This is a genomic window from Kluyvera sp. CHPC 1.251, assembly GCF_036759945.1.
GTDB classification, from domain to species: Bacteria; Pseudomonadota; Gammaproteobacteria; order Enterobacterales; family Enterobacteriaceae; genus Kluyvera; species Kluyvera sichuanensis.
Genome location: NZ_JAPKIC010000001.1, coordinates 751,979 through 767,649, shown reverse-complemented (window position 1 = coordinate 767,649; position 15,671 = coordinate 751,979). Strand labels below are relative to the sequence as shown.

Genomic DNA, 15,671 nt, shown 5'->3' with positions numbered 1-15,671 from the left:
GGCGGCGCTTCGCTTGGCCGGGCTACAAATGACAGGCAAAAAAATGGCTCCCGAGGGAGCCATTTTTATCGCAACGTGCAACGTGAATGCTTACGCTTTCAGCAGTTGATCTGCGGTGTCTTTCACGCTTGCCAGCAGAACTTTAACGTCTTCCAGGCAAACCGTTGGGTTCAGCAGCGTCAGCTTCAGGCAGGTTACGCCATCAGCTTCAGTCACACCCACGTTAGCGCTACCGGAAGCCAGCAGAACGTCACCGATACGTTGATTCAGCAGGGCCACAAACGCGCTGTCGTTGTTTTCCGGACGGAAACGGAACAGTACGCTTGCCAGCTGCGGCTCCATGACCAGCTCCAGATGCGGCTGGGTTTTCACAAACTCAGCAACATCGCGCGCCAGCGTTACGCCGTTATCAATGATTTCGGCATACTGCTTTTTGCCCAGCGCTTCAAGGCCCATCCACAGCTTCAGCGCATCGAAACGACGCGTGGTCTGCAGAGACTTGGACACCAGGTTCGGCACGCCGTGCTCTTCGTCGAAATCAGAGTTCAGGTACGCCGCCTGATAACGCATCAGTTCATAATGACGCGCATCTTTCAGCAAGAACGCCCCACAGCTGATGGTCTGGAAGAACTGCTTGTGGAAGTCCAGAGTGACGGAGTCAGCCTGCTCAAGTCCATTAAGGAAATGACGATACTTCTCAGACAGCAGTAACGCCCCGCCCCATGCTGCATCCACGTGAACCCAGATCTGCTCTGCGGCGGCCAGCGCGGTGATTTCCGTTAACGGGTCAATCGCGCCCGCATCGGTGGTACCCGCTGTAGCAACAATCGCCATCACCTGTTCACCGTTGGCTTTCGCCTGCGCCAGCTTCTCTTTCAGGTCGTTGATGTCCATGCGAGAGAAAGCATCGGTTTTCACCAGCGTGACGGACTGATAGCCATGGCCCATCAGCGCCATGTTTTTCTGCACGGAGAAGTGCGCGTTCTCAGAACAGAACACTTTCATCTTGCGCAGGTCGCCGGTAATACCGTCTTGCTGTACAGAGTGCCCCTGACGCGCATAGAACGCATCACGCGCCAGCATCAGGCCCATCAGATTGCTCTGGGTGCCGCCGCTGGTGAACACGCCTGCATCGCCTGCCGGGAAACCTACCTGGTCGCGCAACCATTCGATCAGTTTGATCTCAATAATGGTCGCGGACGGGCTCTGGTCCCAGGAGTCCATGCTCTGGTTGGTGGCGTTGATCAGCACTTCCGCCGCCTGGCTAATGACCAGGCTTGGGCAGTGCAGGTGCGCTACGCACTGTGCATGGTGAACGGACAGACTGTCTTTCAGAAAGTATTCAACCGCACGCTCAATGGCGGCCTGGTTACCCAGGCCTTGAGACGTAAAATTCAGGTTGATACGTTCACGCAGCTGTTCAACGGTTTTGCCCTGATACATCTCAGGCTGTTTTAACCATTCAACGACCGCTTTAGTACTCTGCTCGATAGCGTCCTGATAGGCAGCAATACTCTGCGCCGAGCCGGACAGAATCGGGTTTACGTCAGACATTCGATCCTACTCCGTTTAAACCGGCTTCACGCCAGCGGCATTCAGGGCGTTTTCAAATTTATCGAGGAAGATTTCCAGCTCATCGTTGGTGATCAGCAGGGATGGCAGCAGGCGCAGTACGCAACCGTTACGACCACCGCGTTCCAGGATCAGACCCGCCTGGAAGCATTTCTTCTGCAGCAGCGCAGACAGCTCGCCGTCAGCCGGGAAACAGCCCATGTGGTCAGGCGCTTCGTTAGGCTTAACGATTTCCAGACCGATCATCAGACCCAGACCGCGAACGTGACCGATAACCGGGTAACGTTTCTGCAGCTCAGCCAGTTTGCCTTTCAGCCACTCGCCCTGGGCGGCAACTTTATCGGCAATCTTGTCGTCTTTGAGGATTTTCAGCGTGGTCAGGCCGGTCGCCATCGCCAGCTGGTTGCCGCGGAAGGTACCGGTGTGGTGGCCTGGAGCCCATGCATCAAACTGCTTTTTGATACCCAGAACCGCCAGTGGCAGACCGCCGCCAACCGCTTTGGACATCACGATGATGTCTGGTTCGATACCGGCGTGTTCGAAGGCGAACAGTTTACCGGTACGTGCGAAACCAGCCTGAACCTCATCGAGGATCAGCATGATGCCGTGTTCCTGAGTCACTTTACGGATGCGCTGCAGCCACTCGACCGGAGCCGGGTTCACGCCGCCTTCACCCTGAACGGCTTCAAGAATCACCGCCGCAGGTTTACGCACGCCGCTTTCAACGTCGTTGATCAGGTTTTCGAAGTAGTAGGTCAGCGCTTTCACACCCGCTTCGCCACCGATACCCAGCGGGCAGCGGTACTCGTGCGGATAAGGCATGAACTGCACTTCCGGCATCATGTTGCTGACGGCTTCTTTCGGTGACAGGTTACCGGTCACGGACAGCGCGCCGTGAGTCATACCGTGGTAACCGCCGGAGAAGCTGATTACGCCAGAACGACCGGTCGCTTTTTTCGCCAGTTTGATAGCCGCTTCTACAGCATCCGCGCCGGATGGGCCGGTGAACTGCAGGCAATATTCTTTACCTTCTCCTGGTAACAGGGAGAGTAAATAAGATGAAAATTCATCTTTTAATGGGGTCGTGAGATCAAGCGTATGTAACGGTAAGCCACTCGTGATGACACTTTGAATGCTTTGAAGTACATCAGGATGATTATGACCAAGTGCCAGGGTGCCGGCACCCGCCAGACAGTCAAGGTATTGATTATTTTCAACGTCAGTGATCCAAACGCCCTGTGCCTTGGCAATAGCCAGCGGCAGCTTACGTGGATAACTTCTGACGTTAGATTCAAACTCAGCTTGTCTTGCTAAAAAGGTATCATTGCTCTGTGGTAATGAATTAGCACGTAAAGTATCAATACGGACTTTATCCGTCATCATATCACTCCTACAACCAGGTGTAGATTAACGCCTGATTGAATAAATGGTTATAAGGATTACCTGTAAAAAATCGCGGCTAATATATGTTGTTTTAGCTAAGGACTCAATCATTTATTTTACGCGGTTTTCAGGTATCATTTTTTACTTAAAAATCAAAAGGTAACAACATAAAACCAACAACACCCTGATGCTAAATTGTTACCATTTATTTTAAAAAGCTTCAGAGAAATACAAAGCCTGCGATGTAATGATAGCCACCCAATTGTTAAGGTTTTATTATTTTTTTACGTGTCTTTACCGTAAATAAGGTTGAGGATTTCGAATAAAACGGGATTTTTCATTTATTTACTGAGAGATAAATAAAAAAGTCGATCCCTTGTGATAAATCACTTACTATGGCGCGCTTATTTACCCCCCAGTAAATATAGACTAATGCGCAGCACCCGATAGCGTGTGACGGGCAGAACACGTTATCGACAACAGGATTACTCCTGGGTTGTCATCCAGAAATGTTCGCGGGCGGACATTTCGTAAGGAGAAGGAACCTTCCCTTATGCCGAGAATGAAAATTTTCTAGCCATATATTATGGCGCCCTGATATGAGAGTGTTATGACCCGCATTTACCCACAATTCATCGTTGCCAAGTTTGGCGGCACCAGCGTTGCTGACTTTGATGCGATGAACCGCAGCGCCAGCATTGTGCTTGCCGATCAAAATGTTCGTTTAGTTGTTCTGTCTGCTTCCGCAGGTGTCACCAACTTACTGGTTGAGCTTTCTGAAGGTCTGGAAAGTCATCAGCAGTTAGATAAGCTTGAGACCCTCCGGACCATTCAATACAACATTATCTCCCGTCTGAAGCAGCCTTCTGTCATCAGCAAGGAAATCGATAATCTCCTCGATAATATTAGCCGTTTGGCGCAAACGGCGATGGTTTCACCGTCTGACGCATTGAGCGACGAGCTGGTGAGTCACGGGGAATTGATGTCCAGCCTGCTGTTTACGGAAGTGATGCGTGAACGCGGCGTTGAAACCAGCTGGTTTGATGCCCGCAGTGTGATTCGCACCGACTCTACTCACGGCTGCGCTGAACCTCAGGTTAGCGCCGTAGCTGAGCTGGCGGAAACGCATCTGCGCCCGCGTATCGAACAAGAAATAATGATTACCCAGGGTTTTATCGGCCGTGACGCTAACGGTCGCACCACCACGCTGGGCCGTGGCGGCAGTGATTACACCGCCTCCCTGCTGGGTGAAGCGCTGCACGCAGGCCGCGTTGATATCTGGACCGATGTCGCCGGTATCTACACCACCGATCCTCGTATTGCGCCAAACGCGAAACGCATCGACAGCATTTCGTTCTCTGAAGCGAGTGACATGGCAGGCTACGGCGCGAAAGTGCTGCACCCGGCGACGCTGCTGCCAGCGATGCGTAAGAACATTCCGGTGTTTGTAGGCTCCAGTAAAGACACGGCTGCTGGCGGTACGCTGGTATGCTGCACAACGGAGAATCCGCCGCGCTATCGTGCGGTTGCGGTACGCCGCAAGCAGACGCTGCTGCGCCTGCACCGTCTCGACGATCAGCCATCTAACCGCTTCTTAGCGCAGATTTTCACGCTGCTGGCTCAGCACAACGTGGCAACGGATCTGGTCACGACATCAGAATCGACCATCGCGCTGGCGCTGGACTCGTCAAATGCGACGTCAGGTGAAGATCATACGCTGACCACCGCGCTGTTTACGGCCCTCTCCTCCCACTGTCGTGTGGAAGTAGAAACCGGGCTGGCGCTGGTGACACTGGTGGGTAATCAACTGACCAAAGAGTTGGGTGTGTGCAACGATGTCTTCTCTCGTCTGGAAGAGCATGCTGTGCGGATGATTTGTCACGGCGCGTCTCATAACAACCTTTGTTTCCTGCTGCCAGGCGATGCGGCCGACAGTGCGGTCAAAGCGTTGCACCATCGACTGTTCGAATAAATTCGACCGTCCGGAAAGCACAAAGTCCCGGCTTACGGCCAGGACTTTGGAAGTTGTCTGTATGGCTCCCACGGGAGCCATTGTCATATTTAGCTGTGACGGTGAGAGGTATTATCGTTGCGGCGGCAGCGTTTATCATAGTGGCGTACCCACCAGTATCTATCGCTCACCTGCTCGTGCCCACCGACACGCGCGCCAACCAGCCAGAGAAGTGCGCCTACAAAGATGCTTAACACCGCACCATGCGCAAAAAACTGAGGTAGGTTAAGCTGCGGCATCTGGTTTAAAATAGAATAACCAACGCCGCCGATCATGACGACCAGACCTAACCCCATGAGCACATTACCGAGTAACGAAGCGTTTTTGCGTTTCATAGTGTCACCTCCGTAGATTGGCTTTGGGTTTAGGGATATATCCCTATTCCTAGTGTGTAAAGTATAGACAACACCGCCAGGGATAAGTGCGCTGGTGATCACAAATAAGAACATCTCATCAACAAATCTTTACATTTAAGTGACTGAAATACTTTTCAATCAATATTATTCCGGATCTGAATTATTCAAGTTTTGCCGCTTAGGGCGCTTATTTTTGTCAAGCGCGCCCTCTCGACGTAAACTAGCCGCCGGAAAGATTGCCCACTCAGGAATAACAACGTGACGATTAAACTGATTGTCGGCCTGGCTAACCCCGGCGCAGAGTACGCGGGAACGCGTCATAACGCGGGTGCCTGGTACGTCGATTTGCTGGCAGAGCGTTTTCGCGCACCGCTGCGTGAAGAGAGTAAGTTTTTTGGCTACACCTCCCGCATTAACCTTGCCGGAGAAGATGTTCGCCTGCTGGTGCCAACCACCTTTATGAACCTCAGCGGCAAAGCCGTTGCGGCGCTGGCGACCTTCTATCGCATTAATCCAGATGAAATTCTGGTGGCGCATGACGAGCTGGATCTTCCGCCCGGCGTAGCAAAGTTCAAGCTTGGCGGCGGCCACGGTGGCCACAACGGTCTGAAGGACATCATCAGCAAACTGGGTAATAACCCTAATTTTCACCGCTTACGCATCGGAATTGGTCATCCGGGCGATAAAAGCAAAGTTGTTGGCTTTGTATTAGGTAAGCCGCAGGCGGCCGAACAGAAGCTGATTGACGATGCCGTAGACGAAGCGGCGCGCTGTACCGAGATCTGGCTGAAAGACGGGCTGACTAAAGCCACTAACCGCCTACACGCCTTTAAAGCGCAATAAATATTCACCGGTACGCTAAAGTATTCAGGTTGCCGCCATCGCAGCAGGATGAAGTACGGTTTTTTTCCTGTATGACGTGTATAATAGGCAGAGTTATTAACTTTTCTACAATCTGTTTTCTATAACAGGTTGAATATCAAAAGATTAAGGTGATTTAAACATGGGATTCAAATGCGGTATCGTTGGTTTGCCAAACGTAGGCAAATCCACCCTGTTCAACGCGCTCACCAAAGCGGGTATTGAAGCGGCGAACTTCCCGTTCTGTACTATTGAGCCGAACACAGGCGTTGTTCCGATGCCCGATCCGCGTCTGGACCAGCTGGCGGAAATCGTTAAACCTCAGCGCATCCTGCCAACCACCATGGAATTCGTTGATATCGCGGGCCTGGTAAAAGGCGCTTCCAAAGGTGAAGGCCTGGGTAACCAGTTCCTGACCAACATCCGTGAAACCGAAGCTATCGGCCACGTTGTTCGTTGCTTCGAGAACGACAACATCATCCACGTGAACAACAAAGTGGACCCGGCTGACGATATCGACGTTATCAACACCGAGCTGGCGCTGTCTGACCTCGACACCTGCGAACGCGCCCTGCACCGCGTGCAGAAAAAAGCCAAAGGCGGCGACAAAGACGCTAAAGCTGAACAGGCTGCGCTGGAAAAATGTCTGCCACAGCTGGAAAACGCGGGCATGCTGCGCGCACTGAAAACGCTGACCGACGAAGACAAAGCGGCCATCAAATACCTGAGCTTCCTGACCCTGAAGCCAACCATGTATATCGCCAACGTTAACGAAGACGGTTTTGAAAACAACCCGTATCTCGATAAAGTACGCGAAATTGCAGCGGCTGAAGGTTCTGTTGTGGTTGCCGTGTGCGCCGCCGTTGAAGCTGACATCGCTGAACTCGACGACGCTGACCGCGAAGAATTCATGGCTGAAATGGGCCTCGAAGAGCCTGGTCTGAACCGCGTTATCCGCGCCGGTTATGAACTGCTGAACCTGCAGACCTACTTCACCGCGGGCGTGAAAGAAGTCCGTGCATGGACTATTCCTGTTGGCGCAACTGCACCGCAGGCGGCGGGTAAAATCCACACCGACTTCGAAAAAGGCTTTATCCGCGCACAGACCATCGCGTTTGAAGACTTCATCACCTACAAAGGTGAGCAAGGGGCGAAAGAAGCCGGCAAGATGCGTGCAGAAGGGAAAGATTACATCGTTAAAGATGGCGATGTGATGAACTTCTTGTTCAACGTATAAAAAATTTGTCGTCTCATGAGATTCTCTGAAACCTCATGAATACTGCAAAAACCTATAAAATCCACGCAATTGCGTGGATTTTTCATTATTATAAGCTGCATTTTATCTCTCACTTTTGCATTGAAAAAATTAAATTTATTCTGGTCCATCAAAATGATGTAACGCATTTCCAGCAATACCTAGTACATCATAGTAAAATCGTGTATTAATCATTTTAGTTCGTTTTAACTTACCCTTGTTACTAAACTTTGTCTCCCATATTTTATATGTATTTCCAGTCAGGTACTGCATACCACCTGCATATGGACTCATAACCTGGTTTCCCGGTATATAATATCCAGCAGCAATCCTTTGCTGCATTTCACTAAGCAACCTCGCCGTTTCAGTCAGATCAATGGTATGACTAGCAGCAATACCTGTTCCAGCTCTATTTTGTGCCATCTGAACTGCTGCAGCGTAATTTCCAATATGCTGATTTATAAACATATTTGTTACAGCTACAGCTGCTGGAGAAGCACCCACTGTGGAGAATTTCCCTTTTCCTTTTCGCTTTCCTTGAAGCTGTAAAACATCTAATTTTTTAAGTTGTATAGATGGTGTTTGCGTTGGGGTAGAAAAACCCTCTTCCGCTGCATACAACTTTCGCTGCGTAATAGAGTCAGTCCTATTATCCACAAATTCAATACCATGCTTTATATTGCTTTTTTTCTGGGCAACAGTATTTGCAACCGGCAGACGCTTATTTTCTTTTTTCTTCTCTATTTGTTCACGCATGTTTTACACCTTTTATATTTATCCAATTTTGTTGTACCTTCCCCTTGTCTATAACATCGAGGATGCTATAGAGACCGTTAATAGCATTCGCACGATTGACCTTGAGCCGCGAGCCAGAAACGCATACACAGAATACAGTATAGATGGTTTCTTGCATTGACTGGATCTACAACGATTTCGATGAATTCTTGTAATGGGAAAAAATGTTACTCAAGGCGTAATACGCCAGGGTTACAATACGTCGACGTACATCCTTATTTGGAAAAATCAGGCCGAACACCGTTTAAAGTTGCAAAACCTTCGACCAATGCGTTATAGCTATATCCTCTAATCTGATCCCTATTGTTATTCTTAATCAGGAACATCCCATGCTAGATCTATGCTTAGATTACCTCAAAGAAAGGATGAACCAATCCGTTAAAAACGTCTTTGAATTAGCCGACGATTTGGTAATTGTCTCCCCACCAACAGATCTCGATGGCTCAAAGTCGCCGAAAATACAAAACAAGATCCTGATTTTTATTAGCAACATTGAGAAAGATGCATTTTCAAAAAGCTACCGACAAGATTTCAATCATACTAGCAATAGAACATCCATATCATCACAGCCGCTTTTTATCACCATGACGGTAACCGTGGCGGCAAACTTTAGTACCAACCATTATTCCGACGGACTGAAGGTCCTTTCGCATTTTCTGGCATTCTTCAATCGTCATAACAGCTTCAACCGACAAAACTCCCCTGACCTGCCGAAAAACATTGAACAGCTCAACATGGAACTGGACTCCATACCGGGGGATCAGCTTAATCACCTGTGGGGAATATTCGGTTCGCACTACCTGCCGTCCTGTACCTATCGCGTAAGAGCGCTGATACCGGATAGTGAGTCTATTCTGACGCAAGTGGGCAACATCCATTTATCAGATACCACCATGGCCAAAAGGGATAATTAAATGGCGGACTATCAATCAATCTTAACCCTCAGCGTTGTGCATGAGTATTACAATGCCAGCAGCGATAAGTTCGCACCCATAGGGCTAGTTGCCGACCGGGAAACCGTATTTTTACTCAGGCGATACGGTATTCTGCTGAAATCAGCGCGGGGGATTGCCCAGTTGATTGTTGATGCTGTACGGTTTAGTGATTTAGCGGATTTGACAGCAGAGTTGACCTTTAGGTTTTACCTTGTAAGCACGGATCCCGGGTTCAGGAACATCACAGAAATGCCTGGTGTGTTTGATATCTCGATATTAAACGCCGAATTTACAGATAGCTCAGACCTCGATATCACCGCAGAACAGTGGGTGGATGTAAACAGTACGGCCATTGAGAGCGCAGTTATCCATAACAAAAATTTTATTGGCCTACTCACTATTTCACTGCCCAAATCCCACTGCACCTTAGTGAAAAAAAACATCACCCTTCGATTCAACGCCATCTCGGCCTACTGGAAATATTATATATTCTCTTCAGGAGGTAAAAAAAACCTCAACATCCCCCACTCGTTTACCGAGCAAGAACCTGAGCAAGTAGCCAATAAAACGGCAAGAATTTTTATGTCCAACAGCCCAATACCCTTAAGAAAAATTTATACGGCGCCGTTTTCACTGCTGGATGCTAACAACGTGATGATTAAGTCTCTGCCTTTACCGATGCCGGACAATATATCAACATCCATTGTCAATGGTCTCAAAAGCGCTATTGCACACATCTACGTCAACTGACCTAACGATGGAATATACGTCTCTTATATCAATCATATAGGCACTTAAGCTGACTCGATATTAAATAAAAACAACTACGTATTCATGGGTATAAATCATGAAATTTTTAACCCCTTGCGTGATAAAAATCGAAATAGTTATCTCTACGCCCCCATGAAAATAGGATGTTAATTCCGAGAGTCAGGCCATGAGTGCCGCGGTAATCGTGGGTTATCGCTAACAGACTAAGCAAGCACTGCCGAATGTTTATATTGGTAAAGAAAAAAATGTAACCAGAACTTCCCAACAACGACAGTTGACAGAAAACACGGCAAACGCTATACCAGACGTATCAAAAGTTAATAAGATAGTTCTTAATTGAATGCCTTTCTTAACAGCGCTTTTTTCTGTGTGTTAACAGATGGGCATGGTTGCCAATCAATTACATGAAGGTCCAAACTATGGGCGTAATGAAAACACCTGGCGTATATATTGTTGAGCAGAACGCATTCCCAAACTCTGTTGTTGAGGTTGCCACTGCAGTTCCCGCTTTTATCGGCTATACAGAAAAAGCGGATAACGGCGGTAAATCGTTAAGCAACCAAGGATGGCGCATAACTTCCATGTCGGAATACCGCCAATATTTTGGCGGAGAACCTCAACATTTATTTGAGATATCCGAAATTAGCACCACCTCTGATGCGAATACCCGAGAGGCATTCAAGCAATCAGGAAAAACTTATCAGATAACGCAATCAAACACCCGCCATCACCTTTACTACAGCATGCTCTTTTTCTTCCAGAATGGCGGCGGGCCTTGCTATATCGTTTCGGTAGGTAATTATGCTGATGATATCGACGCCGCGGTGTTAAAAGGCGGTATTCTTCCGCTGATTAAAGAAGCCGAACCCACGATGCTGCTTATCCCCGAAGCCATTCAACTGGCCGAGGACGACTGTATTAACGTCGAGCAGGCAATGCTTGGCCACTGCGGCGGCAAGATGAAAAACCGCGTGGCTATCCTGGACGTCTGGAACGGTTACAAAGATCGCCAACACCCTGATGGTGACTGCGTTGAAAGCTTCCGTTCAAAACTCGGCACCAACTATCTTGACTACTCTGCGGCTTACTATCCGTGGCTCAATACCTCTATCGTGCAGGACAGCGATGTCAGTTTCCTCAACATCAGTAATGTCGATAAGTTAGCAGAGTTGCTGAACGGGGAAGTTGCGCTGATGTTCAGTGACTTAGAAGGTCTTTCGGAAGAAGAACTGAGTACGGGTGGTAACAAACTCAGAGTCACACGCAAACAGGCAATGCTCGACGAAATAGCCAAGCTCAGCACTGAGATCTCTCGACCGGATGCCGTGCTGCTGCACAAGATTTTGTCGAATATGAGTCCGCTATACCAAACCATTATGGCGGACATTAAATTCCAGCAAAATGTCCTGCCACCGTCTTCGGCGATGGCGGGTATTTACACCATGGTCGATAACTCTCGCGGGGTGTGGAAGGCGCCTGCAAACGTCAGCGTTAATGCTGTGGTCTCCCCAACCGTGAATATCAGCGATGATGAACAGGAAGATCTGAACGTCACAACCCAGGGCAAATCAATCAACGCCATTCGGCCGTTTATCGGGGAAGGCACACTTGTCTGGGGAGCCAGAACGCTTGATGGCAATAGCTTAGACTGGCGTTATATCAACGTCAGACGCACGATGATAATGCTAGAAGAGTCCATTAAGCTCGCTTCAAAGGCCTATGTCTTCGAGCCTAATGTGGCTAACACCTGGGTGTCGATGGAAAGCATGCTGGGCAACTTCCTGTACGGTATCTGGAAGCGAGGCGGGTTAGCCGGTTCCACTCCGGGAGAAGCTTACAATGTCAGCGTTGGTCTGGGCAAGACGATGACCGGCAACGATATTCTGGAAGGTATTTTGCGTATTACCGTCCTGGTTGCGATGGTTCGGCCAGCTGAATTTATCGAAATTACCTTCCAGCAGAAAATGCAGGAATCCTAGATTTTGACCTCTGCTTAACAGCATGGTTAGCATTCAATATCGTCAAATATAACGTGGATAGCTTTTCAGGAGACTCCCATGGCAGATGATGGTTCAGCACAATCCGACACCGTATGGCCAATGCCGAAATTCCATTTCGAAGTGAAATGGGATGGCGGAGCTGGTGCGGGAATGGTGTCCGCATTTCAGGAAGTTTCAGGGCTTGATTTAGAAGCCCAGCCTATCGAATATCGCGCGGGTAATAGCCCGGTATTTTCGACCATAAAAATGCCCGGATTAATTAAAAGCGGCAACGTCACGCTTAAGAAAGGTATTTTTAAAGGTGATAATAAGTTCTACGAATGGTATTCGAAGATCAAGATGAACACCATCGCCCGAACTGCCGTGACCATCAACCTGCTCGATGAAAGCGGCGCGCCGGTAATGAGCTGGAAGTTAAAAAATGCATGGCCTACCAAAGTGACCGGTACTGATTTAAAGTCAGACAGTAATGAAGTCGCGGTTGAAACCATTGAACTGGCCCATGAAGGATTAGAAATCGCCGTCTGATTTCTGGTGTTGAGCAAAATCTTATTCTCAGGATGGGGAAAGCATCATCATGGTAACCGCAAAAGATTCGGGGGCTGCTCAGGGCGATGGCGACTGGCCTCTTCCGGCTTTCTACTTCAGCGTTTCTATCAGTGGCTGTGCCGATGACACAGCCTTTCAGGAAGTCTCAGGACTCGAGTTCCAGATAGAAACGGAAGAGTATCGTGAAGGTGGAAATAATCTGGTTTACCATCTGCCCAAGACGATAAAAAGTAGCAATTTAACGCTTAAACGCGCGGTAACGGATAAATCTTCCAGGCTACTTAGCTGGTGTCTTGGCATTTTAAATGATGAGCTCTCAAAACCGATTCAGACAAAAAGCGTGTCGATCAATTTGCTCAATGAAAAAGGCTCTACCTGTAAAAGCTGGACGGCTTCTAATGCCTATCCCGTTAAGCTGAAAATGGCCCCTTTCAACTCAACGCAAAACGACATCGCGATTGAAGAAATTGAAATTTGCTTTCATCATTTGAAAAGGAACTTATAACGGTGCCATTAGAAATAAAACAGCTAGTGATTAAATCACAAACCATAAATGACGATAATAAAACTCCGTCGTTCGGACCCGAATGGCCAGGCATTGAGTCTGAAGAAAGCGTGTCTACAAAAGTTATTCCTTATCCCTTTATGCCGTCGCCTGACGAAGTAAGAGAACGATAAGTGATTTAGACGAAGGGACTGCTGTATGGAAAAAATAACAATAAAATCAATAACGTCTAAAGGAACCGTCGCCCAAACATTTTCGGCAACGTTAAATCCTAATAGCATTAAGCATAATTTTGGCATTTCCTACACGGATAAAGGTCCCCAGCAACAGGGCGATATCTCGCCTACTACGGTTTTTAAAGGCTATGAGAGTGAAAAGCTGGATTTCGAGCTGTTGCTCGACGGTACGGGAGTCACGGGGAACACCAGCACCAACACCGTACAGAAGCAGCTTGCCACGCTGAAGAAGGTGACCTACGCCTATGATGGTGAACAGCATGAGCCTAATCCGGTAGTGATTGCGTGGGGTTCATCTGTGAATTTCCAGGGACGCCTGACCGCTATCAGTATCAACTATTCTCTCTTCGACTCCTCCGGTAACCCACTGCGCGCTACAGTATCGCTTAGTTTTGCTAAATACCTCACGCAACAAGAAAAAAGCGCGTTAAAAAAACAGTCCTCTCCTGATCTGACGCATATCATTGAGTTCAAGGCCGGTGACACGCTCCCGATGCTTTGCCATAAGATCTATAACGACAGCAGTTATTATATTGAGGTCGCCAGAGCGAATAATCTAGTCAGTGCCCGGCAGATCAAACCGGGCACAAAAATTTACTTTCCACCTTTAGTTTAGACATCAGGTTAATTATGGCCATTTCCCCATTAAGTAATAATAGTACTGGCGTAACCACCTACACCATTAAAGTCGGCGGCAAAGCGATTGATAGCGCGATAGGCGTTATCGCTATCCATATTCATTATCACGTTAATCATATTGCCACGGCAGAGATAACCATTAGCGATGGTGATATGCCGACCCAACGTTTCGATATCAGCGACGCCGATACCTTTAAGCCGGGTTCAACCATTTCTATTTCTGCAGGCTATGCGAGTGATGAACAAACCATATTCGACGGTATCATTATTAGTCATGGAATAGAAATAGCAGCAAATAACAGCTCATCGCTCAGCGTTGTCTGTAAAGATCAGGCTGTTGCAATGACGATTGCTAAGCATAGCCAGTGTTTTCTCGCGAAATCCGACAGCAAAATCATCAGCGCACTGCTCGCAAATTACCCCAATATCACCGCCTCCGTCGGCAGCATTACCGACCCTCATCCAGAGTTAGTGCAGTTTAACAGTACGGATTGGGATTTTATCCTCACCCGAGCAGAGGCAAATGGTTTTGTCGTCACCAATCAGTCGAATAAGGTGACCGTTGATAAGCCGGCAATAAGCAATGCGGCAGCGCTTGTCGTAACCTACGGCACGGATTTGATCTCATTTTCTGCAAAAGTCGATGCACGAAACCAACTAAAATCCGTCACCGCCACCGCCTGGGATCCGACTAAACAGAACATGGTGACGGGAACCGGACCGGCTCAATCAATCTCAGGACAGGGAAATTTAACCAGCAGTGAGCTGGCAAAGGTATTGGGCATTAGCGATTACACGCTTCAAACGGCCTCTACCCTGAGTACCGATTCGTTAACGCGCTGGGCTGATGGGCAACAGGTCAAAGCGATGCTGAGTAAGGTACGCGGAAGCGTCACTTTCCAGGGAAACGCTAGCGCAACCATCAACAGCCTGATTGAACTTGCTGGAGTGGGCGAACGCTACAACGGTTCGCATTATGTTAGCGGCGTTCACCACAGTATTGAAAAAGGCCAGTGGATTACCACGGCTGAACTCGGGATGTCTCCAATGTGGTCCGCGGATCATCGTGATATTGGTGCGCCGCCAGCTTCAGGTTACCTGCCACCCATCGATGGGCTACAGATCGGGGTGGTAACCAAATTGGATGGCGATCCTGAGTCAAACTATCGCATCCAGATAAAGATACCGACGCTAAATAGCGAAGCGAATGTCATCTGGGCACGATTGGCCTCTTACTATGCCTCCTCGGGTTTTGGGAATTTTTTCATTCCTGAAGTCGGGGACGAAGTGATCGTAGGCTGCATCAACCAGGACCCCAGTAACCCCATTATTCTGGGCTCCTTGTATAGCAGCAAAAATAAAATGCCGGAAGAGATAACATCCGACAATTATATCAAGACCCTTGTCACCAAAAGTAAAATGAAAATTATTTTTGATGATGAGAATAGCGTCATGACGTTAAAAACACCAAATGGCAATACTATTGTTATCAGCGATAAGAATAAATCAATCACCCTTGCCGATCAAAATAGCAATACGATATGCATGGATAAAGACGGTATTGCTATCACCAGTAGCAAAGATGTCACGATTTCAGCCAAAGGAGGAGTCAATATTAGCTCCACTCGCGATACAACCGTTAAGGCCACCGGGGACGCAAAAATTTCCGGATTAAATGTTTCTGCACAAGCCAATACGGGGTTAACGCTAAAAGGCACGGCAACCGCGGAACTCTCTTGTTCAGGAATAACGACCGTCAAAGGTGCCCTGGTCAAAATTAATTAGCGACTAACGGAGTAGTGA

The 15,671-nt window shown here is 48.3% G+C and carries 14 protein-coding genes; 10 read left to right on the top strand and 4 right to left on the bottom strand.

Translation table 11 applies throughout. The annotated features are described in order from the left end of the window. Positions 1–90: 90 nt before the first annotated feature. Both V6940_RS03445 and V6940_RS03440 read right to left on the bottom strand, forming a co-directional pair. Positions 91–1,554, bottom strand: coding sequence for a pyridoxal phosphate-dependent decarboxylase family protein (locus V6940_RS03445; RefSeq protein ID WP_333494839.1), 1,464 nt, complete (start codon positions 1,552–1,554; stop codon positions 91–93). 15 nt (positions 1,555–1,569) lie between these two features. Further along, positions 1,570–2,955: a diaminobutyrate--2-oxoglutarate transaminase gene (locus V6940_RS03440; protein WP_072011324.1), complete on the bottom strand. Its 1,386-nt coding sequence runs from the start codon at positions 2,953–2,955 to the stop codon at positions 1,570–1,572. 610 nt (positions 2,956–3,565) lie between these two features. Between V6940_RS03440 and lysC the strand changes: the two genes are divergently transcribed. Then, positions 3,566–4,927, top strand: coding sequence for a lysine-sensitive aspartokinase 3 (gene lysC, locus V6940_RS03435; protein WP_185669703.1), 1,362 nt, complete (start codon positions 3,566–3,568; stop codon positions 4,925–4,927). Positions 4,928–5,016: 89 nt separating this feature from the next. Here the strand turns inward: lysC and ychH are convergent, their stop codons facing one another. Continuing rightward, positions 5,017–5,301, bottom strand: coding sequence for a stress-induced protein YchH (ychH, locus tag V6940_RS03430; RefSeq protein WP_185669702.1), 285 nt, complete (start codon positions 5,299–5,301; stop codon positions 5,017–5,019). 279 nt (positions 5,302–5,580) lie between these two features. Between ychH and pth the strand changes: the two genes are divergently transcribed. Together pth and ychF are read left to right on the top strand one after the other, a co-directional pair. Continuing rightward, on the top strand, positions 5,581–6,165 hold the full coding sequence (gene pth, locus V6940_RS03425) for an aminoacyl-tRNA hydrolase (protein WP_106926653.1): 585 nt from the start codon (positions 5,581–5,583) through the stop codon (positions 6,163–6,165). A 160-nt stretch (positions 6,166–6,325) separates the two neighbouring features. Continuing rightward, on the top strand, positions 6,326–7,420 hold the full coding sequence (ychF, locus tag V6940_RS03420) for a redox-regulated ATPase YchF (protein ID WP_106926651.1): 1,095 nt from the start codon (positions 6,326–6,328) through the stop codon (positions 7,418–7,420). Between the two features lie 135 nt (positions 7,421–7,555). Here ychF and V6940_RS03415 read toward each other — a convergent pair whose 3' ends face one another. Next, the gene (locus tag V6940_RS03415; RefSeq protein ID WP_333494838.1) at positions 7,556–8,194 is read right to left on the bottom strand and encodes a hypothetical protein; all 639 of its coding nucleotides are present in this window, start codon (positions 8,192–8,194) and stop codon (positions 7,556–7,558) included. A gap of 368 nt (positions 8,195–8,562) precedes the next feature. On the opposite strand from V6940_RS03415, the gene V6940_RS03410 reads away from it, so the two are divergent. The 7 genes from V6940_RS03410 (at position 8,563) to vgrG (ending at position 15,653) form a co-directional block, all read left to right on the top strand. After that, a complete protein-coding gene (locus V6940_RS03410) occupies positions 8,563–9,147 on the top strand; it encodes a DUF4255 domain-containing protein (protein WP_333494837.1) in 585 nt (194 codons plus the stop codon). Next, positions 9,148–9,918 carry a hypothetical protein gene (locus tag V6940_RS03405; RefSeq protein ID WP_333494836.1) on the top strand — a complete coding sequence of 257 codons (771 nt, stop codon included), beginning with the start codon at positions 9,148–9,150 and terminating at the stop codon, positions 9,916–9,918. A 440-nt stretch (positions 9,919–10,358) separates the two neighbouring features. Further along, entirely contained in the window at positions 10,359–11,918 is a 1,560-nt protein-coding gene (locus tag V6940_RS03400; RefSeq protein WP_333494835.1) for a phage tail sheath family protein, read from the top strand. Between the two features lie 78 nt (positions 11,919–11,996). Then, positions 11,997–12,467 carry a phage tail protein gene (locus tag V6940_RS03395; RefSeq protein WP_315406378.1) on the top strand — a complete coding sequence of 157 codons (471 nt, stop codon included), beginning with the start codon at positions 11,997–11,999 and terminating at the stop codon, positions 12,465–12,467. Between the two features lie 49 nt (positions 12,468–12,516). Next, entirely contained in the window at positions 12,517–12,993 is a 477-nt protein-coding gene (locus tag V6940_RS03390) for a phage tail protein (protein WP_333494834.1), read from the top strand. Positions 12,994–13,191: 198 nt separating this feature from the next. Further along, positions 13,192–13,845 carry a CIS tube protein gene (locus tag V6940_RS03385; protein WP_333494833.1) on the top strand — a complete coding sequence of 218 codons (654 nt, stop codon included), beginning with the start codon at positions 13,192–13,194 and terminating at the stop codon, positions 13,843–13,845. A 14-nt stretch (positions 13,846–13,859) separates the two neighbouring features. Then, positions 13,860–15,653, top strand: coding sequence for a type VI secretion system tip protein VgrG (gene vgrG, locus V6940_RS03380; RefSeq protein WP_333494832.1), 1,794 nt, complete (start codon positions 13,860–13,862; stop codon positions 15,651–15,653). Positions 15,654–15,671 lie beyond the last annotated feature (18 nt).